Source organism: Bacillus sp. FSL E2-8887 (assembly GCF_038007205.1).
In the GTDB taxonomy this organism is placed as follows: domain Bacteria; phylum Bacillota; class Bacilli; order Bacillales; family Bacillaceae_G; genus Bacillus_A; species Bacillus_A mycoides.
The window spans coordinates 824354-848175 of sequence record NZ_JBBOWS010000001.1 but is presented as its reverse complement, the minus strand read 5'-3'; the positions used below and the strand labels follow the sequence as shown (position 1 = coordinate 848175).

Below are 23822 nucleotides of genomic sequence, written 5' to 3'. Positions count from 1 at the left end.
GTATACAATGAATCCAATTTTAACAGCCGCAAAACAACTACTACATAAAGAAGAAAAGATTTTATCTACTTTAAAATGTTCACTTACTGACTATATAAATACGCATAAAGTCCCATATCCAGGCATGCTACTTGCTACTAATAGAAGACTTCTCTTTTTTAGCCAATATAAAAATACATTAATTGCCGAATTTGAGTATGAAAAAATTGTATCTATAGAAACGAAGAGAAGAATTTTTGACAAAAAAATAATATTTTATTATGAAGATGAATATATAACGGTGGGATACATTACAAGTTCAAATATTGAAGAATTCATAGACTTACTACAAAGAAAAATGCAAGACTAGCGCGGGCTACTAATCGGGCATTTACGGGCTGTTGATCTCCCACCTAGCTTCTTTGCTCCAGCCGCATTTTGAGGTGGGAGTTTTACTGCCCGGAAAATAGCGGGATAAAAGGTGGTTTGTCCATATCCAAATCACCTTTTTCATACAAGTTTACAATTATACTTCCCACCTATCCTTACGGTTTAGCTATTTCCTGCATAAACCCAGCCATGCTCGCTAATAAACTAGTGAAAACGAAAAGTACAATAATAAGAGGGATAAGTTTGTCTTTATTTAAATTCGTTATCGTTTTTAAACCTATTCCTAATAAAACGTAATACCAAATGTTAAATATATCTATTCTTTGAGCGATTGTATGCAAGATCATATTATCTGTCGCTATTGCACCTAAACCTGTATAAGATATCTCATACCCACTTAGAGAAAATGCAATTAATCCGTTTAAAATCATCCCTAATCTTAATACAAACGAAGCATAAATGATTATCGGGAATGTTTCTTTATAGTTAATATCAACTCCAAAGAAAATCATAATGTTCTTATAGAATATAGGCGCAAAAAGTATAGCTACGATTCCACTGACTGCTGAAAATCCAAATGTAGTAAAGAAAGTTATGTATTTCGGAACAGTAAATCCCGTTTTATCATGAAACATACTGAGTGCAGGATTATTTAAAGAATTCCAAGACATTAAGGCACTTGAAATTATAATAAGCACAATTAAAAGGGCTAGTGGAAAGAATATATTTCTTTGATTCTTCATCCTTTTGAATTGTAGTGTTGGCGAAGTGAATATCCCAAAAATCGATGGTTTTCCAGAAATCTCTTCATGCATAAGACTACTAGCTTGCAAGAAAATCCCCCTTCCTCATTACATTTATAACTCTTCCCACTTCCTCCATACTTCTCTCCCATTTACACGGTACACATTATCCTCCCGATCCATAAATCCATGCACGATAAACTCTCGTCTAATCGTACAAAAATCATCATGATATTGTTTTATGAATGTATTAATTTCTTTTTCCGTATACTGATTTTCAGCGTTTAATTTGCTAATCAAATGTTCTAATAACACTAACTTTTTCTTCTTTTGACCTGGAATCGATTTTAAACGATTCTCTTTATCAAAAAAGTTACGAATGGTCGTATCCCTAAATTTCATTTCGCTTTCGGTCATTTTGTTGTCCTCCATCAGTTTTTATGTAATAAAATTTTATTGTTTGTCCTTACTATTTTTCTTCATTCTTTTACTTACAACATCCATAAAGTAATACCCACTAATTAGCACATAGTAGAATAAAAGTATTCCTAGTGCATCTTTCATATTTATATATTTTTCTTTATGAAACAAGATAGGTGAAAGGGCGTAAACAAGAAAGATGATTAGCGGATTTACGATAAAATAATAAGTAAGATTTCCTTTCATCATATCAACTCCTCTATTCTAGTTTTCTCTGTAAATTGTTGTAATTCCTTTTCACTTTTACTCCTCTCATCCACACTTTTTTAATTTATTTATCACCCTTATATTTGTAACTTATTATTCAAATTAACAATTCCATATGGTAAATTATGTTACAATCCATTTATACATACTTTGGAGGGTACATAGTGAAAAAAGCTATTATAGTATTAAGCATCCTATATCTTATTTTAACTGTACATACAGGAGCTGTTCTTTTAGGAAAAGAAGATTATAGAGGTGCTATCAATACATTAAAAGAAACGAAGGAAGTCTCTTCATTTCAATCTGCAAAAGACGGTGTGATTTTATTAAAAGGAACATTAACTACTACACAACCTATTACAGAGGAAAAACTTCAAAATAAAGAATTTGCACTTCTTGAAATTAATACATATAAACGACGAAAGGCAAATTGGAAAAACATTGATACCGAGCAGCATATTGCAAAGCAGCTCTTACTAAACAATGAGGCTCTTCCTGCATTAAAAGAAATCCGCTTCTCAATGGAACCAATTACACTGTCAGGAAAAGATATTTCCGCCGAAGACTACACACTAAAAAAAGATGATACTCAATTAACAATTAAAGGTAAAGGATACCGATACACAGGAATAGAAAACAAATCAGACACTCTTATTTTTGGTATAAAAAAAGGAGATACACTTGAAGGTTATAGTGGCTCTGAAATTCTAATAGGAAAAACAAAAGAGGACATTTCCAGCAACATGAAACTATATACTTTTGCTGAAAGATATGGTCCATTTGTTTGGATTGTAGCAACAATTATTCTTATAAGTATTGTTATATACTTGTTCCGTAAAAATAGAAAAACAAATGAACTTTCTCAACCAATAAAACAAGACCAATAAAAAAGGCACCATTTCGGTGCCTTTTTTTATTGGTCTTATTTAAGCTTCAACCGATTGATTCTCAGCAATATTTTTAAACTGTCGTTTGTGCATCCAAGTTAATGAAGCAATTGTTCCAAGTGATAATACAACGATAAAGATCATTAATATCCCTATATTTTGCCACATGAAGTTAAAATCACCGCTTGATACGACTGCTTTAAATCCTGATACAGAGTATGTCATCGGTAGCCAAGCATTAAATGGTTGTAAAAACTTAGGAATCAATTCTAACGGGAATGTTCCAGCGCTAGTTGTAAGCTGTATAATTAATGTTAAGATCGCAATGAAACGGCCCGCATCACCGAATGCTGTTACTAAACATTGAATTAATGCGATGAATGCTAGACTTGTAACGATGCTAAAGAGTATGAAGTATGGAATGCTTTGTACTTCTACACCTAATCCAAACAGTAATATGACATCTGCTACTATTGCTTGAATAATACCGACTGATAATAAAACACCAAACTTACTAATAAACCAACTAAATCCTGATTTTGGAACGCCGACTGTATCGCGTAATGGGTATACGATAGATAATAGTAATGCCCCAACGAATAAACCGAGCGATAAGAAATACGGTGTGAATCCTGTTCCGTAGTTTGGAACTTCCGCCATTTTCTCTACCTTCACTTTTACTGGGCTTGCAAACATATCATACGTTTTATCCGTTCCTTTTACTTCTCCTGTTTTTTCTGCACCTTCACCAAGTTTCTCAGCAAGTTCACCTGAACCATCGTTTACTTTTACGAGGCCATCTGTCACTTTTCCGGATCCGTCTGTTAGTTTATTTACTCCATCGATTAGCTGGGTTGAGCCAGTTGCCATGTTATTTAGACCACCATTTAGAGTACCTAAGCCAGTTGTTACTTGACCCGATCCATCTTCTAATTGATTTACTCCACCTGCCATTTGATTTGCTCCTACAGATAATGTTCCTAAACCGCCTGTCACTTGGCTTGAGCCATCTGCTAATTGATTTACTCCACCTGCCATTTGGTTTGCTCCTGCAGATAATGTTCCTAAACCGCCTGTTACTTGGCTTGAGCCATTTGCTAATTGATTTACACCACCTGCCATTTGATTTGCCCCTGCAGATAATGCACCTAAACCACCTGTTACTTTTCCAGAGCCATCTTCTAATTGATTTATCGCATCAATTAATTGACCAGATTCGTTTTTAAATTTATTTGCGCCTTCTTTTGCTGCATTTAAATTCTTACCAAACCCTTGGAAATTTCCAACAAATCCTTTTTGTATACTGGCTAATTTCTCAATACTATCTGTTAAAGAGTCCAATTTCTCTGTGTTCGGTAGTTTGTTTTGCGTATCACTTGTTTTTTGATTTATTTCACCTTTTAATTGTTTTACTTCTTCATTTAATTTATTTGTTCCACCCGCTACTCCAGCAGCTTTTTGCTGAACTGTCGCTGTATTTTTTACAGCACTTGTTATGAATGGTTGTAACTGCTCTTGATATTCTTTTGGTAAACTTTCAATTTGCTTTTGTAAATTCGCTACATCTTGCGCTGCATTTTTTGCATCTCCTGCTGTTGATTGCGTAAGTTCATTTAACTGCTTTACATTCGCCCCAGCTCCATCTATTTTCTCATTTACTGTATTCAATATAGAAGGGCCTTTTGACTGCATTTCCTCTAAACCTGCAGCAGAACTTTTCACTTTACTATTTAAATCTTGCAAACCCTTTTCAATTTTTTGAGAAGCTTCCTCTAATTGTCTTTGTCCCCCAACCAGTTGTTCCATACCATTTGATAGATCAGTTGTTCCTGTTTTTAATTCACCAATTCCTTTTTGCATTTCACCCGTTTTGCTATTTAACGTATTTAAACCGTCTGTTACTTTTCCGGAGCCATCTATTAATTTTCCGATACCTGTCTGCATCTCACCTGTTTTACTATTTAACGTATTTAAACCGTTCGTTACTTTGCCGGAGCCGTCTAATACTTTCCCGACACCTATCTGCATTTCACCTGTTTTGCTATTTAGCGTATTTAAACCATCTGTTACTTTTCCGGACCCATCTTGCAATTTATTAGATCCATCTGCTAATTTCTGAACTCCATCCTTCATCTCCCCAGACTTCCCTTGAAGTGTATGAAGGCCATCCGTCACTTTACTTGAACCATCATGCAACTCACTTGATCCATCGTGTAGTTTATTTGCTCCTTCCGCTCCATCTGCTAATCCTTTTGAGACGTCTTTAATGGAATCAAACATTTTCTCTGCATATGTTTTCGTTAACGTACTTGATACTTCACCTTTAATTTTTTCAATGGCTGTTCCGCCAATTTGTGAAGATAAGAAGTTTAAACTTTCATTTGGAATGTATTCTAAGTTTAATGGTTTCGGATCGTCTTTTAATAACGTTGTAGCGTTACTTGAGAAGTCATCTGGAATACGTACTAACATGTAATACTTTCTGCCTTCCATTCCCTCTTTCGCTTCTTTTTCACTTACAAATTCCCATTTAAAACTTTTATTATCTTTTAAGTTATCAACGAGCCCTTTCCCGACCTCAATTGGTTTCCCATCAAGTTCTGCACCTTTATCTAAATTGACTACCGCAACTGGCAAGTCATCTAGCTGTTCATACGGATCCCAAAAGGCCCATAAAAACATACCCGCATATAAAATCGGTACGAATAAAACCGCGATAATTGGAATTAATATTTTTTTACTTTTTATAATCTCTGCAAATTCTTTACTAAGCAACTTATGCCATTTCATAATTTATCCCCCTTTTTAAAAATGACCAAAATTGATTTACGGTCATTTTTACCCAAATAAAAAGGCTATATCTGTTCATACATATGCCTTATCCCCGAATTTATACTATGCACATTTTCATCTACATGATTATATTTAACCATCCTCCTTACACGATTGACCAATTTGTTCAATTAGTCATTTTTTATAATATTAAAAGGATTATCTTAATTTGACAATCCTTTTAGTAAATAAAGTTCGAATAATTCCGATATTTTTTCTTTTTCTAACGGTTCATGATTTTTTTCCCAATCAAAAATAAGTGATACGTATAGGCGAAGCATAATAAACGCTGTAATTTCTGGATCACATTTGCTAATTTCACCCTTTTCAATCGCAATTTCTAAATACGATTGAATAACAGAAACGATTTCCACATCTACTTGTTGCATCACTTCTTGTACTTCTTTCGTTCCCATATCGCGCTCTTCTTGAATTAATTTAATCATGAGCTGATGTTCTTTTCTAAATTCTAATATGCTATATAATGCTCTATGTACATTTTCAAAAAATGAAATATCTGAACGAATCGCATTTTCTGCAACTTGCTTCATCTCTGTAATTAAATTAGAAATAATTTCACCAAATAGCTCTTCTTTATTTTTGAAAAAAGTATAAATCGTTCCTTTTCCTACATTCGCTAACTTCGCAACTTGATCCATCGTCGTCGCCTTATAACCGAACGCTGAAAAAGACTTTGTTGCAGCTTCAATAATAGAACGTTTTCGATCTATCGCCACATCGTCACCTCCAAAAATGACCAATTGGATAATATAGTCAATCAGTACATCTTTGATATTACCACACGCTTACATTCTATACAAGTTCTCTTTTTTATTATTTCCAGTATAAAAAATTCCAGTCAAGTTATACCATACTGTCCATAGTGTATCAAAAAGTATACTTGTATGGAAAGCAAGAATATATTCATAATAATTGCTGGCTAGATCACACTAGAAATCTAATTAAATAGACAGTGTTCTTAAAACCAAAAGTTTAAGAACACTGTCTTTTATTTTGACATAGAAAGTAATATTTTCTCCATCTCTTTCTTAGTTAGCTCATCATCGATTATCTCTTCGTATATCTTTGTATCTCTTGTAAAAATATCATTCACTATGACAATTTGATACTCACTATTCTTACCTTGTGCTGGTACAAACATTTTGAGGCCTCTTAACTTACCCTCTCCATGAGAAGATTTATTATATACCATTCCTTTCCCATCTAAACTATAACTTTCTAGATTCTCTTCTCCAGGCATCATGTAGTGTAGTGGATCCTTATTACCACCTACATACATTCTTGACTGATAAATTGTAAAACCATATTTCCCTTTTGTATATTCTGATTTAATAACTAATTCTACATCTCTTCCAAAATATGAATCAGCCCATTCTCTTTTTAACTCATAACCTTCAGTCATATAAGTCGGCTGCTTAATTTGAAATGGTACATGATCTTTCGCTTCTTCTATAGTATATGTTAAAGACTTCTCCAGCTTATCTCCAAGCGGTTTTAATGTCTTCTCAATAGTAGCTAGTCTTTCTTGATCAGCTTTCTTCAAGCGTTCAGGTTTATATTCCTTTGTATCTCCATCATAATTCTCAGGCACATTTTTCTTAACCATTGCTTTTTTATGAATTTCTTGCGCTTCCTTAAATAATTGAACATACTGCTCAAATTCTTCTTTTGTAAAATTCTTTTCTGCCAAATACAAAAAATCTGTATTCCTTTTATATGACTTTATTGACATCCCCCATTCTCTACTTGCATTCTCCGGTGTACCTAATACTGTTTCTATCGCTTTTTCAAAAGCCGCTTTAGATTGCTTTTTTTCTACAACTTTTTCTTTCTGTCTTTCATCCCCCTCAATTACCCTTGCATTTAATAAGAATCCGCCTGCTATAGCTGCTATAGCAATGATTCCAAGTAAAGAAAGACGATAAGATTTCTTTTGGAACTTTTTAATCATAACGATTCTCCTTTTCAGTGTTCGTTTATTTCTACTTAAATTTGCTAGGCTTGGTGCTTGATAGGAATAATGTTCTAAAAGAGTAATAATTGTATGACCGTATGCAATTTGCTCCTCTTTATCTATAAAAGTAAGCGCATATGCATCACAGGCTAATTCTTGATCTTCTCGCATACAGAAATAGGCGTACCAAAGAATCGGATTGAACCAATTTAATAGGAGCAAACTGTACATAATCCAATTTACAGCTACGTCGTTTCTCTTAATATGAGCTAACTCATGGTAAAAGACATATTGTAATTGTTGCTCATTTAATACTTTCATATGTTTTTTTGATAGTAATACTTTCGGACGAAAGAAACTGAAAACAGTTGGGCTCGCAATCTTTCCTGCTAGACGTAATGAAACTGCCTTCTTCATTTTCATAGACTGCTTACAGCGATTAAACACTGTAACGACCTGTTCATCCGTAATATCCGCTTGTTTCTTTATGTAAGAATATAAACGTCTATTTGTAATAAACGTTATGACTGCTAATACGATTACCCCAGCTAGCCAAACATATAGAGCAAGTTTGTATAAAGAAAATGTAGTCTGTTGTTCCGCACTCGCGTTTACTTCAGGTTCACCATTTTTTGTCACAGTTTCAGAATTTGATTCCAATTCCACTGTATTATTGGTTTCTATGTTCACTATACTCTCAGTAGACGGCATATTTTTTGGAATAACTTCCGATACACTAGAACTATAGGAAAGTAATGAATAAATACTATAAGAGCTATCTGGTGACCATGGTAAAAGAAGTCTTATCATTAATACGATCCACAACATATATTGCCATCGGGGCGTTAACTTATTTCTAAATAGAACTTTTATACATAAGATAAATCCAACTAATATACTAGCCATAAGTGACGTTTCTATAAGCCAATCAAAGATTCGAGGAAGGTATATATTTATAAACATATCTATCATTTTTATCTATCCTTCCTCTTATTCTCCTCTGTCTTCTCGTCTAAAATACGTTTCAGTTCATTAATATCTTCTGAAGACAATTTTTCTTCTTTCAAGAAATTTACAAGTAACGGTTTAAATGCAGCACCGCAAAAACGCTGTAGCAAAGATTTCGTTTCTACTTGTAAATAATTATTTTGTGATACTAGCGGAAAATAAGCATACATGCGCCCTTTATCTTGATGGTAAGAAACGGCTTCCTTTTGTACTAACCGGTTAATTAATGTACGGATGGTTTTCGGTTTCCAGTCCATTGTATCTTCCAGTTCTTCTATAATTTCATTCGCTGTTTGTGGAGAATTCGACCACAACACTTTCATAATTTCTAATTCTGCTTCAGATATTTTAGGTAATTTATTTGTCATATTGTTTTCCACCCCTCGTATTACATTTGTAATCTACTTTTAAGATTACAAATGTAATACTTAATTGTCAACCATATTTTAGAAAAAACAACTTTTGTAAGTCTTGTATTGAAACCTTACCTGACAACACTTAAATTTCTCTTTTTCTAATAAACAAATAAAAAAACAAGAAAATCCTTACATTTAATAGTAATATAGAAAGTAGACAGATTTATAAAAATAGTGGAGGCTTTTTCAGTCATGATGCGTGCGCTTCGTTTAAATATAAGGCAAGCTTTTTGTAATCGTGTTTCTTTAATTATTATGTTTAGTGGATTAGCTCTTATTTCTATTTATCATTATTATTATGTAATTCGTTATTTAGGAGACGCAACGAATGGGGCTATAGCAACTGCATTTAAATGGATCGGGTTTCGTAATAATGAAATGGATATTTATTTATTATTAATGCCTGTTATTGCAAGTTTACCATTTAGTACGAGTTATAATTCCGATAAATCCGATGGTTTCAAAACTTTTATAAGTAAGGAAATTTCCCTATTCTCGTATTCCTTTACAAAGTATATCGTTACATTTTTCTGCGGTGGATTTCTTTATACTTTACCGTTCATTCTTTCTTTATTACTTTGCAAATTAACAATTCCAAATGGAGATCCAACCGTCGGTACTAGCATGATAAATGGCAACGGAATGTTCGCAGAGTTATATTTCTCTTCTCCCATCACTTATATTTATCTATATATTGGGATTAATTTTTTATTCGCTGGTTTAATGGCCCTCTTAGGTTTAGCAGCGTCCACATGGTCACAAAAGGATTACATGGCACTTCTATTCCCATTGGCAGTTACTTCCATTCCCTTCGTCCTGCTAAATACAATATTCCCTACAATAGGCGGAGCACCTATTCACTTATATGATCCAAAACAACCATTACACGGGATGTCACCATACATTTTACAATGTACATTTTTCTTCCTTGTCAGCTTATTTATGTACATAAAAGGATTACAACGGGACAAAAAAAGATATATGAGAAGACTTCAAAAACGAGATCGATGTAGAAAGGCTTTTCAGCCATTATAAAGTGAAACTTTAATCAGTGGGGGTTTTATCCATCCCCCACTGATTATTAGCCTTCACCAATCGGGCTTTTACGGGCAGTTATCTCCCGCCTAACTTCTTTGCTCCAACTGAATTTTGAGGTGGGAGTTTTACTGCCCGGCGAATAGCGGGATAAAAACCTAATTTCCTCACGTTATCTTGGAAATTAGGTTTTTTTATTCATTTACGGCGTACCAGCCAATCCCCACAAAATAACAACAGTCGCAAAATAAATGGCTTTAATAGCTACCACTAAACATAATGCAATAATTGCATATTTACTTAATTCTCTTCTTGCACCGATTAAAGTAAAAATAACCGCCAAACTAAACGTTATATAGGAAGTTGCGGTATTTATTAAGTAATACATACTATCTAGATTCTGTGTAAGCCCTGTTATATCGGCTACAAACTGAAGCATGACGATCATGCTAAAAAAAATTGCAAGCTGATTCATTAATTTCCCGTTTATTCGGGATACCATATGTCTACACCTCCCTGTATTAAAGAATGAATATTCAATCTATTTTATCATGAGAATTCCTAATAATGTAAAAGAACGCTTAGTATATTTCTAAGCGTTCTTTCTCGACTATTTAAGAAGCCTTCTTCAAATCAATTTGAACAAGTACTGGATCGTGGTCACTTACACGTCCATGTTCTTTCATAATGTTTGAGTTTAAGTGTACAGGGTCTACAATTGTGTGCGGTGCGATGTTATTTGTTACTAAAATATGATCTAGCACTTGTGCGTTACCTTCATGAATGTACGTGTAGCGGTTCTCTTTCGGCACTGTGTTTAACATATCTTTTAATATCGTTCCCTCTAGTGCTTCTAAAGGTTTAGAGAATTCAAAGTCATTCATATCACCTAATACAACAACTGGTGCATTTGTATTCTTTTCTTGAATACCTTGTACGACATGATTCACTTCTTGTGCTAATTGAACTCGTTTTTCTTCACTCTTTAATACGAGCGGCTGCACTTTTCCAAATGGCGTTGCATCTCCTAGTTTTGAGTTTAAGTGATTTGAAATGACAACAACGTTTTGTCCTTGGAATGTAAATTCTGCCGCTAACGGTTTACGTGTACTTTCAAATAAAGGATTTTCGTCTCCAATACGAACTACATTTTTATCTAGTAACTTCGGTACTGTCGCTAATTTCACACGAGATGGGTTATAGAAGAAACCGACGCGAATATTCGCTCCAGGTGCCCCGCCGTCTTGATTGTTGTTCGGCGCAATTTCTACATACTCATACTTCGGTCCACGAATTTCTAATACAGCATCAATGATACGTTTTGCGCTTAAAGATGCATCAGTCGTACCGTCATTGATTGCTCCATTATTATCTTGCATCTCTTGTACACCGATAATATCAGGCATTTTTAAATTATATTTAATAGAATAAGCTAACGCTTTCACTTTTTCATCTGTTGTTTCTTTTTTGTTCGCTGAGAAGTTTTCAATGTTATATGTAGCAACTGTTAACTTATCAAGACGCGGCTGAATATTTGCCCCTACTTGCTTAAATCCGCCGTCCACTACAGATGGTAATTCCGTTACTGGCGAAATGCGGAACGAACCGTAGTCATATCCTACTACGCCTGTTATATCTCCAGTGAACGTATCGCCTACTTTCGCGACATAATCACGAGGTACTTTTACAGAAAGGCGCTCTGGATTTAATTGCTCTTTATCTAATAAAGGTGTACCATACTTCGTTACTACTTTATCTCCGCCATTTTTTACTTTTACATATAAATTACCGTTTTTCTGCGGAGCGATAATTTTTGGTGTTGGCATCGTAACGCGCATACCTTCTACACTTTCATAAAAGTCGATTGCATCTTCATTTGGATCAAATAGACCGAATGCATCATTATCGATAATTTGATCAGGGATTTTTACACCGTTTTCTCCTAATACAATCGGCGCTGGTAAAGGTTGATCTTTTGCGATTACAGCAACGCGACTCGCCTTAATTTCCGTCGTCGTTAAGTCTGTTTCAAATCGCTCTGCATATCCAGGTCCAACATATTCTTCTACTTCTCCATCAACTTGGACAAGATCTCCTACTGCTACATTCGCATCTTTTTTGTATACGTAAATACCTTCAGAAGTAGCTGGATCATTATCCGGCTGATTATCTTCTATATAAAAACCATTTTTATCAAGCGCTGTGACAACGCCCTCCACACTGTTTGCTTTCTTCCCATTGTAAGGAGAAATATGTGATTTCCCTTGAATATCATGAATACGAACTGGTTCATTTGTTACGATTATAAATGAAAATGTCGAAACTGCTGAAGAAGTAAGCCCTTCTTTCTCTGCAATTGCTTTAATCACACTATTTTCATTCACTACAATTTGTCCGTTATAACGAACACTCTTGTTTGTAGGGTTAGAGCCATCTAACGTATAGTAGATTGTTGCTCCTTCTGTATTCGTTGTTAATGTTACTGCTGTTCCTTTTGCAACTTCCCCACCATTTGGTGATGCCACTACATCGCTAACGCGGTTTTGTTCTTCTCCTTGAAACTTATGAGCTGTTACTGATTTTAAACCTGGGCTACCGAAATATAACTCAAGCGTCCCTGTCAACCTAACTTTCTTCCCGATATTTTCAGGATGATCTTTCACGTTTACAGCCGTCCTCACATCACCTTTTGGTAATTGAACAGGCATGATCTTGTCTGGATTTGTTTCGTTTGGCGAATCGGCAATTGCCACGTTTGTGTCGTCAAACTTAGCCGGATCTTTCGTGTATTTAGAAGGACTTTGCGTATACCCAACGATATATCCTTCCACTATCCCCTTCGTTTTCCCTTGCTGCTTAAATACTTGAATTGCTTTTTCTACTGACATAGAAGTAGTTTCTTCCGCCTGCGCTAAAGTTCCAGTAAATGAAAGCAATAACATTAATGATAAAAAGACACTTAACAATTTCTTCACAGCCATCTCCCTCTCCCTCTCCCTATTTCATATTTTCTCAACATTTCTATCATATCAAATGATTCGTTATATAGAACTATATTTCGACAAGTTTTACACAAAATTTATTTAATTTACAAGTTTTCAAACTATAATACAAAATAACTTATATAGGTTTATTGACTAAAGGTATTTTATCCAATAAACAAAACGCCTTCAATATAATTGAAGGCGTTTTGTTTGAAATATTTTAATGTGCGACTAATTTAGTCTCCATTACTTTCTCTAAATGAAATAACACACGTTTCGCCGCTAACTCACCTTGCTCAATACAAGCCGGAAGACCAGAACCAGCGTAAGAACTACCTGCCAAATACACACCTGGCAATTCTTCCTCCATAAATGTTGTGAGCTTTTTCATTCGCTCTTTATGGCCTACTGTATATTGAGGCATGGCTTCTTTCCAGCGGCTTACAATTGTAAACTCTGGATCCTCTGTAATATCCATTGTCTTTTGTAAGTCCTCTAATACGAGCTGTACAATTTCTTCGTCAGTTTGTTCAACAATCGCTTCATCACCTGGGCGTCCGACGTAACAGCGAAGAAGCGTTTTTCCCTCTGGCGTTGTATGTGGCCATTTTTTATGTGTCCACGTACACGCTGTAATTGTATAATCACTATTTCTTGATACGACAAATCCGGTACCATCAATATCACGCTGAATTGCAGACTTTGGGAAAGCAAGTGCCACGTTTGCAACTGATGTAGACGGAATGTTACGGAAGAAACGAAACTGCTTATACTGCGCAAACATAGATGGCAATACTTTATGCGGCGTCGCAACTACAATCGCGTCTGCTTCCATTTCTTTTCCGTTACTAAGCGTAATCGTATAACTATCACCAAGTTTTGCAACCTTTTCGATACGAGTTCCCTTCATTACCATATCATTAGGAATCTTCGTTTCAAGAGATTCTACTATAGATTCTAAACCGGTTTTCACAGTTTTAAATATTCCTTTTTTCAATTCAGCCTTCTCTTGCTTTGGAGCGAGCGTACGCATACCGAGTGAAATACTACGGTGCTCCTGTTCAATTTGATAAATTTGAGGGAATGTTGACATTAAACTCATTTCATCAATATCCCCTGCATAAATACCAGATAATAATGGCTCAATTAAATTTTCAACGACTTCATTTCCAAGGCGATGCCTGAAAAACTGCCCGAGTGATTGATCAGAAACTGGTTTTGATCTAGGCATTAATAAGTCAAAACCAGCTCTTAGTTTACCAATTGGGGAGAACAATCCGGAAAATAGAAACGGCGTAATTTGCGTTGGAATTCCCATCATTGAACCGCTCGGCATTTTATGTAACCGATTGTTTACGAGAACGAACGATTGACCAGCCTTATTATTTACAAGTTCAGCATCAAGTCCTAATTCTTTCACTAATTTAGCTGCGCTCTCTTTTCTTGCTAAGAAAGAATCAGGACCGCGTTCAATTGTAAATCCATCTTTTTGAACGGTTTGAATTTTCCCGCCAAGTTTACCAGACGCTTCTATAAGCAATGCATCTATCGGCAAGTTTTTTTCACGAATTTCTTTTTGTAAGTTATACATTGTTGTCAATCCTGTGATGCCACCGCCGATGATCACAACTTTTTTCCTCAAGTAAGCTCCCCCTTTCTACTTACATTACAGATTCTTTTTTCTTTAATACAACATCTGCTAAACAGTCGATAAATGCGTCCGATGCGTTTGGCATTTCTGGACGATAATATTTCGCGCCAATTTCATCCGTTACCACTTTACACTCAAAGTCATTGTCATATAAAACTTCTAAATGTTCCGCAACAAATCCAACTGGTGCATATACGAATGAACTGTAGCCGTATTTTTCATTTAGTTCTCTCGTTAAATCTTGTACATCTGGACCAATCCAAGGATCTGGTGTATTTCCGGCACTTTGCCAACCTACTGCATAATTTGCTACTTCAGCACCACGTGCAATATAGTCAGCTGTTTCGTTTAATTGATCCGGGTATGGATCGCCGAGTGCGATAATTTTTTCTGGTAAACTATGTGCAGATACGATTAACACTGCTTTTTCACGTTCTGCTTCTGACATACCGTTATATATACCTTTCACTACATCGACCCAATACTGAATAAATTTCGGTTCTTTATACCAGCTATCGATGCCGTGAATTGTTAAGTTTCCAAGTTTTCCTGCTTCTTCTTGCGCTCGTCCTACATACGACTTCACGCTAAAAGTAGAATAGTGAGGGGCAAGAACGAGTGCAATTGCATCTTCTATTCCATCTTTATGCATAGCTTGTACTGCATCTTCAATGAACGGTTCAATATGTTTTAAACCAAGATACATGTGGTACTCTACTTCATCTTGTATTTCATTTAAACGTGTCTCTAACTTTTTAGCTTGCTCTAATGTAATAGTAGCTAAAGGAGAAATACCACCAATTGCACGGTAACGCTCTGTTAAATCTTCTAGCATTTCAGGACTTGGCTTTCTTCCTCTGCGAATATGTGTATAGTAACGTTCAATATCTTCTTCTTTATATGGCGTTCCGTATGCCATTACAAGCAAACCAATTTTCTTTTTCATACAGACAATCTCCTTTACTTCGCTAACTGTTCTTTAGAGTACTCATGAATAAATGTAGTTAAGCGTTTTAATGTATCTGGATTTACTTCTGGGAATACGCCGTGACCTAAGTTAAAGATATAACCTGGCTGCTTCATCCCTTGATCTAAAATACCTTTTACATGTTCTTCAATAACAGGCCAAGGTGCTAATAAGAATGAAGGATCCATATTTCCTTGTACCGCCTTGTGAACACCACGTGCGCGTGCTTCTTCAATCGGTAAGCGCCAATCTAAACCTACTACATCAAGCGGTAAGTCGTGCCATTCATTCACTAAATGTGCAGCACCTACGCCGTGCATAATCATTGGAACACCCATCGGGCGAACTTCTGCAAAAATACGCTCCATCGCTGGTTTAATAAATATACGGTAATCCGCTACATTTACTGCTCCAACCCAAGAATCGAAAATTTGAACCGCTTTTACTCCTGCGTTAATTTGCGCTTTTAAATATGTAATAACCATATCTGCAAGCTTATCCATTAAAGCGAACCAAGCTTTCGGCTCTGCATACATAAACGCTTTCGTATTATGATAGTTACGAGAAGGACCGCCTTCAATCATATAGCTCGCTAACGTAAATGGAGCTCCTGAAAAACCGATTAACGGTACATCTAACATTTCTGTCGTTAATAAACGAATTGTATCTAGTATGTAAGGTACATCATCTTCTGGATTGATTTCCCCTAATTTTTCTACGTCTTGTAAAGAACGGATTGGACTATCGATAACTGGACCAATGCCAGATTTAATTTCCACATCAACACCAATTGCAGGTAGTGGTGACATAATATCTTTATAAAGAATTGCTGCGTCTACGTTATATTGATCAACTGGCAACTTTGTAACGTAAGCGCACAACTCTGGATTATGTGTAATTTCAAATAAAGAATATTTCTCTTTTATCTTTCTATATTCCGGCTGTGAACGACCTGCTTGACGCATATACCATGCTGGTACATACTCTGTACGTTCCCCCCTACATGCTTTTAAAAATGTCTCATTTATAGTTCTTACCAAGACCCTAGCTCCCTTCCTTACCAATGCTTTTTCTTTAAATATGCTCTATTCCGATATTTATCTTTTTTTACTATACAGCTTGTAAAAACAAAATGCATAACATTATGTACGTTGTTCATTAAATTGACACAAACGTTCGTAAAAACGTTTACTATTTTCACAACATTCTTATTATAGCACAGAGAAAAACTACGGTTTAGCTACTTTTGACTTTTCTCCTTCACGGTTCGTTTGTGTGTTATATGGTACAACGTAAAAACTTGGTTTTGAGAATATATTAATAAACTTCTCCTCATATTTCCCCGTTCCTTTTGCCGTTCCAACGTGAGTATGAATTCCTTTTTCAACTTTATAAATCCGATACATAATTCGCTCATCAGGAAGCGGCGTCCAGCTTAGTTTCATTGCAAATAAACCGAAAGGACTAAATGCTAGTTTTGCTTCCACGTTTTGAATCTTATCTAAACGAATTGGCAGTCCAATTGTTTCAACACCTTTTGGCCTATGAAAACTCGCTTTATCTTGTATGTTTGCTTTCGTTAAAATCTTTTTAAATAACATCGTTGCAGATGCATTTCCATCTTGTAATTGATGCTCTTTATCGGTGCGGTCATAGCCAATCCAAACTGCACCTACTAAATTCGGTGTATATCCAACGAACCACATATCACGCGCACCATTGTCATCATTCGGCAATGAAGTTGTGCCTGTTTTTCCAGCTAAAGCTCCATTATATACGCCAGCTTTCGCCGTACCTTCTTTCACAACTCCTTCAAGCATCTTTGTCATATACCATGCCGTTTGCTTCGAAAAGACTTTCGTTTCAGCTTTTGATGATTCTCCAATGACCGCCCCGTGTCTATTTAATACTTTATCGATAACGTGCGGTTCAATAATATTCCCGTTTGCTAAAAAAGATCGGTACATTTTGACAAGATCAAATGGAGACACACCATTTTTCAGCCCGCCAAGTGCTGTGCTTAAACCTGAGTCTGCAATATGAACATTCCCTTTCTCTAAATATTGCTTTCCCTCATCTACCCCTAATTCATTTAATAAAGATACAGCTGGCACATTTGCTGATTCTAATACCGCATCGTACATCGTCATCTCTTTCGTATACTCATGGTTATAATTTCGAGGTTCATAACCTTCAAACGAACTTTTTTCATTCGTTAATAAAGAATATGGATTATATTTCTTCGTCTCAAGTGCAGGTCCATATACGATAAGCGGCTTTAAAACAGAACCAGGCTGCCGCTTTGCAAAAACGCGATTAAGCCCTCTCGGAACATATTCTCTTCCGCCAATCGCGGCTTTAATTCCGCCAGTCTGATTATCCATTAATAAAAATGCACCTTGCGCCCCGTTTTCTTTACCAGGGAAATTTCTCGCATCTTGAAACTGGTTATATGCTACCTTTTGAACTTTTTCATCCATCGGTACGACAAACGTATATCCTCCGCGCAGTACTTCTTGATGCGATAAACCATATAAACGCGCCGCTTCATCTATAACCATATCGATATACGGCATATATGCGAGTTCACGTTCATCTGAATTTTTATAAAGAGCGATTGTTTTCCCTTGGTAACGAACACTATCTTCCGCTGTTAAATAGCCTTGTTTATGCATAAGTGACAAAACAAGATCACGGCGCCCTTTACTCTTTTCTAGGGATAAGTACGGTGAATAGCCATTTGGCGCTTTCGGAAGCCCTGCAAGCATAGCTCCCTCTTCCACTGTTAAATCTTCTACATTTTTATTAAAATACAACTTTGCTGCCGCTTGAATACCATATGCCCCATGACCGAAATAAATATGGTTCATATACATTTCAAGAATTTGCTGCTTCGTATATTTTTGCTCTAATTGAAGAGAAATTGCGACCTCTTTCAATTTGCGCGTAAATGTTTTTTCGCGAGTTAAAAAGACGTTTTTAGCCAGTTGCTGCGTAATCGTACTACCGCCTTCTACCTTCTCTCCAGCTAACGCGTCTTTATAAAGCGCCCGAAATATAGAAGGGTAATCAATTCCTTGATGCTCATAAAAACGAGAATCTTCCACAGCAATAAATGCTTGCTGCACGTACTTTGGAATTTCTTCAATCGGCACGAGCTCTCTATTTTCTACATATAACTTCGTAATTTCTTTTCCTTTCTGGTCAACGATACGTGATGAAGAGTGGAAAACAAGCTGCTTTTCATCCATCATATAGCCACCAGTTAACACAATAAGTTTATAGAGTACAATCGCTACTACGAACGTTGCTACCCCGCCTAATAAAGTCCACTTTGCTTTCTTCATACATCGGCCTTCTTTCCAAATGATGGTACATTTATTATTTGAAAAAGAAGTATCTTTATGTATATAATCTTCGAAGTTTTTTAAGAGAATTGATATAATAGAGACAAACCATAAAGGGGGCATTAAAATGAAGGCTATTATTTCATACGAAACACCTCTAGAACAAGCACATTTCACTGCAAAAAATAACGAAAAAGATATGTTTTATAAAGAAAATACTGAAGAATCTGTAGAATCGACACTTCAGTATGACGTATTAGACGCTGTTGGAGAATTTAAAGGACAATCTGGCTACATCGTTTGTAACAATATTTCTGTAACAGACGAAGGTCGCCCTGTATTTGAAAACCGTTTTAAAAACCGTGCTGGTCTAATCGAAAATGAGCCTGGCTTCCAAGCAATCCGTGTTCTTCGCCCATTAAGTAATGATACATATGTCATCTTAACGATGTGGGAAACTGAGCAAAACTTTAAAGACTGGACAGAATCACGTTCATTCGAAAACGCTCATAAAAAACGCCCTGCACAAGCAGAGGGACAAGCTCAGGCTCAGGCGCATCCACATGCAGAACAGCAAAAAAGTATTTTCTCGCGCCCGTCGTTCGTGACTACTTTTGATGTGTTAGTTTAAGTTTCTGAGTTTAGAGACCTCGGTACATGAAATTATATTAGCGATTTTTCGAATATATCGACTTATCGACAAATGACGACACACAAAAAGGAAACACCATTACACACTGGTGTTTCCTTTTTCTTTGTACCAATTATATATGCGAAGCGCGTCTTCTTTTCGCATATGCTTCACTTCATAACCATGTCCCGCCACCGCTACAGCAGCTGTACATAACTCGTCTTTCTTTTGAAAATAAGATTGATTGTATCCGACCACTTGAATATGCCTTCTTCGCATGATCCCTGTATATTTCGCGAGACCTCGGTGCACCATTACTAACTGATTGTCTCGTATCATATATCCACCACTTTTATATCTAGCGTATGCAAGTATTGTAAATACAATAAATAGCGGTATAAGAACGAACAACGCAGTATGTTGTTTAAAATATATACTCGCACCAGCGATTGGCATAGCGAGCACAGCACTTGTAATCCAGCCCATTACGACGTAACGGCGTAATGCAGCCTTCGGTAAATGAACGATTTCCTCTTCTATTTCATATGGCAACTGTAAATAGGCAAGTAGCTGCTGTACATCTTTTTTCTTCATAAAAGGATGTAACATCACTTCATTCCCTGCCGCTTCTATACTTTGAATGACTTCCACTTCGACAGAGCAATAACCGAAAGGCTGGCGGAGAATTCCTTCTTTCACAGTAATTGCTTGAATGCGGTGGAGCTTTAAGACAAACTCTTTCTTATCAAATAACCCTTGCACAATACGAATTTCATTCCCGTTTCGCTCTATTTTAAAGTTCGCATATTTTAGCGCATAACCAGCTGTCGAAACGACCCACGAAACCGCCATTAAAATCGCGGCCATAACGATTAATTCATATACACCATTATCCATCACATACGCTTCTACTTTATTAATGAGCCATTCTGGAAGAAATTGATTAAACTCTGTGTAAATAAGAAGTAATCCAGAAAACACTAATCCGAATCTACCAGACGTAATGGAAGCTACTAAAATCTCTTTCATCGTTAACTGATAAATCGTCTTACTTTCTTCTGCCATGGGTACTTCTTCACTCGCAGCGCTTCTTTTTTTATTTAATAAGGAAATTAGTTCCTTCGCTTCATCTTCTTTAATACCAGCTAACATCACTTCCGGCTCACTACCGCCGCCCGCTACTTCTATATTTAATTTCGTAAGCCCAAGCATTTGATAAATGACATTAGAAGATGTACTAATGTTTTGCACACGATCTTTATTTAAATAACTTTCCTTCTTCACAAAAACACCGTGTTTAATATGTACAATATTATTTTCAACCCAGTACACTTTGAAATACCATTTTATAGCTGAGAAAATTGCCATAATAAATAATATGGCCAAAAGAACAAGATGTAAGAAATACCAAGGTTTTACTTCACCATCTGAACGAAATAAAACAAGAAAAATAAAAGGCAACAAAGTCGCAATTCTAATACCTAACAATATCGTAATCGGATGTTGCCTCTTATACACCCTCATCACTCACCTTCGCAAGCTCTCCAATTTGTCTTTTCAACTGCTCTGCTTCTTCTTTCGTTAAACCTGGAATACTATGAGAAGTTGCCGCTGTTGAAATATGTAATTCTGCTAAATTATACTTTCTCATAATTGGCCCTTGCTCAATCGTTACGTGCTGCACGCGAATCATCGGAATAAGTACGCGTTTTACAACGAACATTCCCTTTTGAATCTCAATCTCTTCTTCATTTAATCTGTAACTATAATAACGTTGACGTAAATTTGGAAATACAAAATAGTCAAGTGGAATGTATAGAACTGCTCCTGTCACTAACAATCCAAACAACCAGCCCCACCAGTTAAAGTTAATCATAAAAAAGAAATACGCAATTACGACTGCTAGTATAACCGCCGCCCCAATTAAAGCATGAATTCTCCACACTTTCAGCATATTAGAATGAATCTCCCTCTCTAACGGCTGCATCTCATCACTCCAATTATATGAATTTATTAATTATATATTAGTTGTTATATACAGTTTTGTAAAATTATAGTTCCTTACATTGTGTCGAGCATTTCTTTAAAATTCCCTTCATTAATCGAATACACATAAAGAAAGAAGAAGCAATAGCATCTCTTCTTTCTACAAATCATTTCTTCTATAATAGCTTTATTATTAAATATAAATTTCTTCTTTCCAACTACTAGATTTTGATTTGAACACAATTAAATTTTCACTTTCCCATTTTAATGTGCCTAAAAATCTTGAATACACCATTTCGTTACCTACCTCTTCCACCAATAATTGATCGCGAATCTTTAAACCCTTTTCATCGTACACCTCACATCGTAGTTGGAAACCTTTAACACGATGAATTCCTTTTAATATCGCTATCTTCTTACGGCTTGGGCTTTTTTTGGGTGTCTTCCCTACTAAAAATATCCCTTCATAGTTTTGTTTCACAATTTCTCCCAAAGACTCCTCGACATACTCTCTAACAATAGATGGTGAGAGAGTAGAGTTTTCTTCAAGTCCGGGGATAACATATTGATGTACTAATTTACAAAACTCATTGTATTTCTCTTCAACTGAATCACGTGTTAAAAATTCCATAAAATCGTAAGGAACATATACACAAATTTCACCTAAAGCTCTATTCACTTTATATGAAATATCAGTATTTTCATTAGCTAAACAATAGACAGTAACTTGCTCAATCTCTCCTAATCCCATTTCAAACTCGTTAATTTTCTTTGAGAAAATTAACTCAAAAATCCTAATTTCATGCACACGCAAATAATGTTTTTTAGGACGTTGTTTTTTCCAATCATAAAATTTTACTTTGAGCACTATAATTCACTCCTTTTAATAAAAAACACTATGAAAACAATGTAATTCTACAACATCATAGCCTCACACATTCATTATATTAAAAATAAAGCTAGTTTTTTATAATTTTTTTGATATAATTACTTACGGGAAACGGGAAGAATTTTGTCTTCCCTTGTGTTTTTATTTGCATCTAGTACTTTTGCTAGATGCCTTTTTTTATGCTAAAAAGGTACCCTCATATACTTTGAGGATACCTTTTTCATCAATTTAGTGCATTTCAATAATTGTACCATCTTCGAATACTTTGAATACGCCAGTAAATCCTGCTCCAGCTGCGCCTTCTATTTTATATGTCGTACGCACTCTAATTTGATAATATTTCTTTCCATTTTCTACTTGCGTATCCTCTAGCGTGTAATTATATTCTTCTTTATATTCATTTTTGATATATTCTTTAGCTTTCTCAAAAGTAAATGCATCTTGATTCTTCCCTGTCTCTACTTTTTGGTCCTTTTCTGTTACTACCTTCTGATTCTTTTCTGTCTCTGTTTTTTGGTTCTTTTCTGTTACTACCTTTTGATTTTTTTCTGTCTCTGTTTTTTGGTTCTTTTCTGTTACTGCCTTTTGATTTTTTTCTGTCTCTGCTTTTTGGTTCTTTTCTGTCGCTACCTTTTGACTCGTTACTGCATCATTTTTTTGTGCCTTCGCTGCTGTCGTTACACTCTTTGCAGTTTTTTCCTCTTCACCAATTTTAGTGATTAATCCTAAAGCCTTTTTATTATATTCTTCAAGGTTCTTGTTATCTTTTGTTTCTGAAACTACCTTATTTAACATCTCTTTCGCTTCTGCATAATTTTTCTTACTTATTAACTCTTCGCTTTTCACCAGTTGCTCTTCATACTTCTTTTTTTGTTCTAAGATCGCTACTAATGCTGTTCGTTCTTCCTTGGCTTGTTTTATAAGCGTATTATTTCCATTCTTCATGTTCTCTACTTTTCCAAATGACTTGATTGATTCTTCTACCTTTGTTTCTTCTTTTAACTTCACTGCTTCAATCATTACTTTCGTTTGTTCTACAAGCACTGTTGCATCTGAATCATCTTTTTTCTCATCTAATGCTCGTTCAAATGATGATAAAGCATTTTTATATTCTTTATTCGTTAACGCGGTCTTCCCTTCATCCATTGCTTTGTCAAAATCCCCATTACTACATCCAGCTAGCATTAAAAACGTAAGTCCAATTACCGTTAATAACTTTCTCATTTTCTCTCCCCCTATATATACCTAAAACAATAACATCATATGTATAAAAGTCTGTGTAGTAATTAGACTGAAAGTAAATATGTACTGTACATTTCATTTACTATCATTACTTAAAACTCCTAAATAGTTGGTAGTTGGTTTTTTTCTTTTAAGACAGAAAGGAATTTTAATAAAGCCCTTACTCAGAATCT

The 23822-nt window shown here is 35.5% G+C and carries 21 protein-coding genes; 4 read left to right on the top strand and 17 right to left on the bottom strand.

Annotation, left to right across the window (positions count from 1 at the left end; all coding sequences use genetic code 11):
* Positions 1-7 precede the first annotated feature (7 nt).
* On the top strand, positions 8-349 hold the full coding sequence (locus NSQ08_RS04115) for a PH domain-containing protein (protein WP_316281902.1): 342 nt from the start codon (positions 8-10) through the stop codon (positions 347-349).
* 175 nt (positions 350-524) lie between these two features.
* On the opposite strand, the gene NSQ08_RS04110 is transcribed toward NSQ08_RS04115, so the two are convergent.
* The 3 genes from NSQ08_RS04110 to NSQ08_RS04100 are packed head-to-tail and all read right to left on the bottom strand — an operon-like array spanning position 525 to position 1781.
* Positions 525-1202 carry a Yip1 family protein gene (locus NSQ08_RS04110; protein ID WP_340771873.1) on the bottom strand — a complete coding sequence of 226 codons (678 nt, stop codon included), beginning with the start codon at positions 1200-1202 and terminating at the stop codon, positions 525-527.
* Between the two features lie 24 nt (positions 1203-1226).
* The gene (locus tag NSQ08_RS04105; RefSeq protein ID WP_340771870.1) at positions 1227-1529 is read right to left on the bottom strand and encodes a DUF2087 domain-containing protein; all 303 of its coding nucleotides are present in this window, start codon (positions 1527-1529) and stop codon (positions 1227-1229) included.
* A gap of 36 nt (positions 1530-1565) precedes the next feature.
* Positions 1566-1781 carry a hypothetical protein gene (locus NSQ08_RS04100; RefSeq protein WP_340771867.1) on the bottom strand — a complete coding sequence of 72 codons (216 nt, stop codon included), beginning with the start codon at positions 1779-1781 and terminating at the stop codon, positions 1566-1568.
* Between the two features lie 143 nt (positions 1782-1924).
* Between NSQ08_RS04100 and NSQ08_RS04095 the strand changes: the two genes are divergently transcribed.
* Complete coding sequence (locus tag NSQ08_RS04095) at positions 1925-2686, top strand: hypothetical protein (protein WP_340771864.1); 762 nt, start codon at positions 1925-1927, stop codon at positions 2684-2686.
* 39 nt (positions 2687-2725) lie between these two features.
* On the opposite strand, the gene NSQ08_RS04090 is transcribed toward NSQ08_RS04095, so the two are convergent.
* The 4 genes from NSQ08_RS04090 to NSQ08_RS04075 form a co-directional block, all read right to left on the bottom strand.
* Entirely contained in the window at positions 2726-5476 is a 2751-nt protein-coding gene (locus NSQ08_RS04090) for a YhgE/Pip domain-containing protein (RefSeq protein WP_340771860.1), read from the bottom strand.
* Between the two features lie 206 nt (positions 5477-5682).
* The gene (locus NSQ08_RS04085) at positions 5683-6255 is read right to left on the bottom strand and encodes a TetR/AcrR family transcriptional regulator (protein WP_000963368.1); all 573 of its coding nucleotides are present in this window, start codon (positions 6253-6255) and stop codon (positions 5683-5685) included.
* Positions 6256-6527: 272 nt separating this feature from the next.
* The gene (locus NSQ08_RS04080; protein WP_340771857.1) at positions 6528-8465 is read right to left on the bottom strand and encodes a M56 family metallopeptidase; all 1938 of its coding nucleotides are present in this window, start codon (positions 8463-8465) and stop codon (positions 6528-6530) included.
* A gap of 2 nt (positions 8466-8467) precedes the next feature.
* Positions 8468-8869, bottom strand: coding sequence for a BlaI/MecI/CopY family transcriptional regulator (locus tag NSQ08_RS04075; protein ID WP_340771855.1), 402 nt, complete (start codon positions 8867-8869; stop codon positions 8468-8470).
* A gap of 240 nt (positions 8870-9109) precedes the next feature.
* Between NSQ08_RS04075 and NSQ08_RS04070 the strand changes: the two genes are divergently transcribed.
* Positions 9110-9952 (top strand): ABC transporter permease, encoded by an 843-nt coding sequence (locus NSQ08_RS04070; protein WP_016101578.1) that lies wholly within the window; start codon positions 9110-9112, stop codon positions 9950-9952.
* A 202-nt stretch (positions 9953-10154) separates the two neighbouring features.
* Here NSQ08_RS04070 and NSQ08_RS04065 read toward each other — a convergent pair whose 3' ends face one another.
* The 6 genes from NSQ08_RS04065 to NSQ08_RS04040 all read right to left on the bottom strand — a co-directional run bounded on the left by NSQ08_RS04065 (position 10155) and on the right by NSQ08_RS04040 (position 18901).
* Positions 10155-10454, bottom strand: a complete 300-nt coding sequence (locus tag NSQ08_RS04065) for a hypothetical protein (protein ID WP_199662666.1) — start codon at positions 10452-10454, stop codon at positions 10155-10157.
* 112 nt (positions 10455-10566) lie between these two features.
* On the bottom strand, positions 10567-12933 hold the full coding sequence (locus NSQ08_RS04060; RefSeq protein WP_340771845.1) for a DUF6359 domain-containing protein: 2367 nt from the start codon (positions 12931-12933) through the stop codon (positions 10567-10569).
* A 223-nt stretch (positions 12934-13156) separates the two neighbouring features.
* Entirely contained in the window at positions 13157-14578 is a 1422-nt protein-coding gene (gene hemY, locus NSQ08_RS04055; protein ID WP_033706504.1) for a protoporphyrinogen oxidase, read from the bottom strand.
* Positions 14579-14597: 19 nt separating this feature from the next.
* Positions 14598-15533 (bottom strand): ferrochelatase, encoded by a 936-nt coding sequence (gene hemH, locus NSQ08_RS04050; RefSeq protein WP_340771838.1) that lies wholly within the window; start codon positions 15531-15533, stop codon positions 14598-14600.
* A 14-nt stretch (positions 15534-15547) separates the two neighbouring features.
* The gene (gene hemE / locus NSQ08_RS04045; protein WP_002011155.1) at positions 15548-16594 is read right to left on the bottom strand and encodes a uroporphyrinogen decarboxylase; all 1047 of its coding nucleotides are present in this window, start codon (positions 16592-16594) and stop codon (positions 15548-15550) included.
* 189 nt (positions 16595-16783) lie between these two features.
* Positions 16784-18901: a transglycosylase domain-containing protein gene (locus NSQ08_RS04040; protein ID WP_002011154.1), complete on the bottom strand. Its 2118-nt coding sequence runs from the start codon at positions 18899-18901 to the stop codon at positions 16784-16786.
* A 127-nt stretch (positions 18902-19028) separates the two neighbouring features.
* On the opposite strand from NSQ08_RS04040, the gene hmoB reads away from it, so the two are divergent.
* Positions 19029-19532: a heme-degrading monooxygenase HmoB gene (hmoB, locus tag NSQ08_RS04035; protein ID WP_002011151.1), complete on the top strand. Its 504-nt coding sequence runs from the start codon at positions 19029-19031 to the stop codon at positions 19530-19532.
* Positions 19533-19631: 99 nt separating this feature from the next.
* Here the strand turns inward: hmoB and NSQ08_RS04030 are convergent, their stop codons facing one another.
* The 4 genes from NSQ08_RS04030 to NSQ08_RS04015 form a co-directional block, all read right to left on the bottom strand.
* Complete coding sequence (locus NSQ08_RS04030) at positions 19632-21050, bottom strand: PH domain-containing protein (RefSeq protein WP_340771829.1); 1419 nt, start codon at positions 21048-21050, stop codon at positions 19632-19634.
* Positions 21043-21519 (bottom strand): PH domain-containing protein, encoded by a 477-nt coding sequence (locus tag NSQ08_RS04025; RefSeq protein WP_002168951.1) that lies wholly within the window; start codon positions 21517-21519, stop codon positions 21043-21045. Before NSQ08_RS04025 ends, NSQ08_RS04030 begins: the two co-directional genes overlap by 8 nt.
* 192 nt (positions 21520-21711) lie before the next feature.
* Positions 21712-22386 (bottom strand): hypothetical protein, encoded by a 675-nt coding sequence (locus tag NSQ08_RS04020; RefSeq protein ID WP_340771823.1) that lies wholly within the window; start codon positions 22384-22386, stop codon positions 21712-21714.
* Between the two features lie 249 nt (positions 22387-22635).
* Positions 22636-23631: a hypothetical protein gene (locus NSQ08_RS04015; protein ID WP_340771820.1), complete on the bottom strand. Its 996-nt coding sequence runs from the start codon at positions 23629-23631 to the stop codon at positions 22636-22638.
* Positions 23632-23822 lie beyond the last annotated feature (191 nt).

What these genes read in the sequence shown, in the direction of transcription:
- NSQ08_RS04075 (WP_340771855.1), bottom strand. Translation starts at nt 8,869, where the DNA reads ATGACAAATAAATTACCTAAAATATCTGAAGCAGAATTAGAAATTATG.
- hmoB (WP_002011151.1), top strand. Translation starts at nt 19,029, where the DNA reads ATGAAGGCTATTATTTCATACGAAACACCTCTAGAACAAGCACATTTC.
- NSQ08_RS04060 (WP_340771845.1), bottom strand. Translation starts at nt 12,933, where the DNA reads ATGGCTGTGAAGAAATTGTTAAGTGTCTTTTTATCATTAATGTTATTG.
- NSQ08_RS04115 (WP_316281902.1), top strand. Translation starts at nt 8, where the DNA reads ATGAATCCAATTTTAACAGCCGCAAAACAACTACTACATAAAGAAGAA.
- NSQ08_RS04015 (WP_340771820.1), bottom strand. Translation starts at nt 23,631, where the DNA reads ATGAGAAAGTTATTAACGGTAATTGGACTTACGTTTTTAATGCTAGCT.
- NSQ08_RS04065 (WP_199662666.1), bottom strand. Translation starts at nt 10,454, where the DNA reads ATGGTATCCCGAATAAACGGGAAATTAATGAATCAGCTTGCAATTTTT.
- NSQ08_RS04070 (WP_016101578.1), top strand. Translation starts at nt 9,110, where the DNA reads ATGATGCGTGCGCTTCGTTTAAATATAAGGCAAGCTTTTTGTAATCGT.
- NSQ08_RS04095 (WP_340771864.1), top strand. Translation starts at nt 1,925, where the DNA reads ATGTTACAATCCATTTATACATACTTTGGAGGGTACATAGTGAAAAAA.
- hemH (WP_340771838.1), bottom strand. Translation starts at nt 15,533, where the DNA reads ATGAAAAAGAAAATTGGTTTGCTTGTAATGGCATACGGAACGCCATAT.
- NSQ08_RS04105 (WP_340771870.1), bottom strand. Translation starts at nt 1,529, where the DNA reads ATGACCGAAAGCGAAATGAAATTTAGGGATACGACCATTCGTAACTTT.
- NSQ08_RS04040 (WP_002011154.1), bottom strand. Translation starts at nt 18,901, where the DNA reads ATGAAGAAAGCAAAGTGGACTTTATTAGGCGGGGTAGCAACGTTCGTA.
- NSQ08_RS04080 (WP_340771857.1), bottom strand. Translation starts at nt 8,465, where the DNA reads ATGATAGATATGTTTATAAATATATACCTTCCTCGAATCTTTGATTGG.
- NSQ08_RS04090 (WP_340771860.1), bottom strand. Translation starts at nt 5,476, where the DNA reads ATGAAATGGCATAAGTTGCTTAGTAAAGAATTTGCAGAGATTATAAAA.
- NSQ08_RS04100 (WP_340771867.1), bottom strand. Translation starts at nt 1,781, where the DNA reads ATGATGAAAGGAAATCTTACTTATTATTTTATCGTAAATCCGCTAATC.
- NSQ08_RS04025 (WP_002168951.1), bottom strand. Translation starts at nt 21,519, where the DNA reads ATGCAGCCGTTAGAGAGGGAGATTCATTCTAATATGCTGAAAGTGTGG.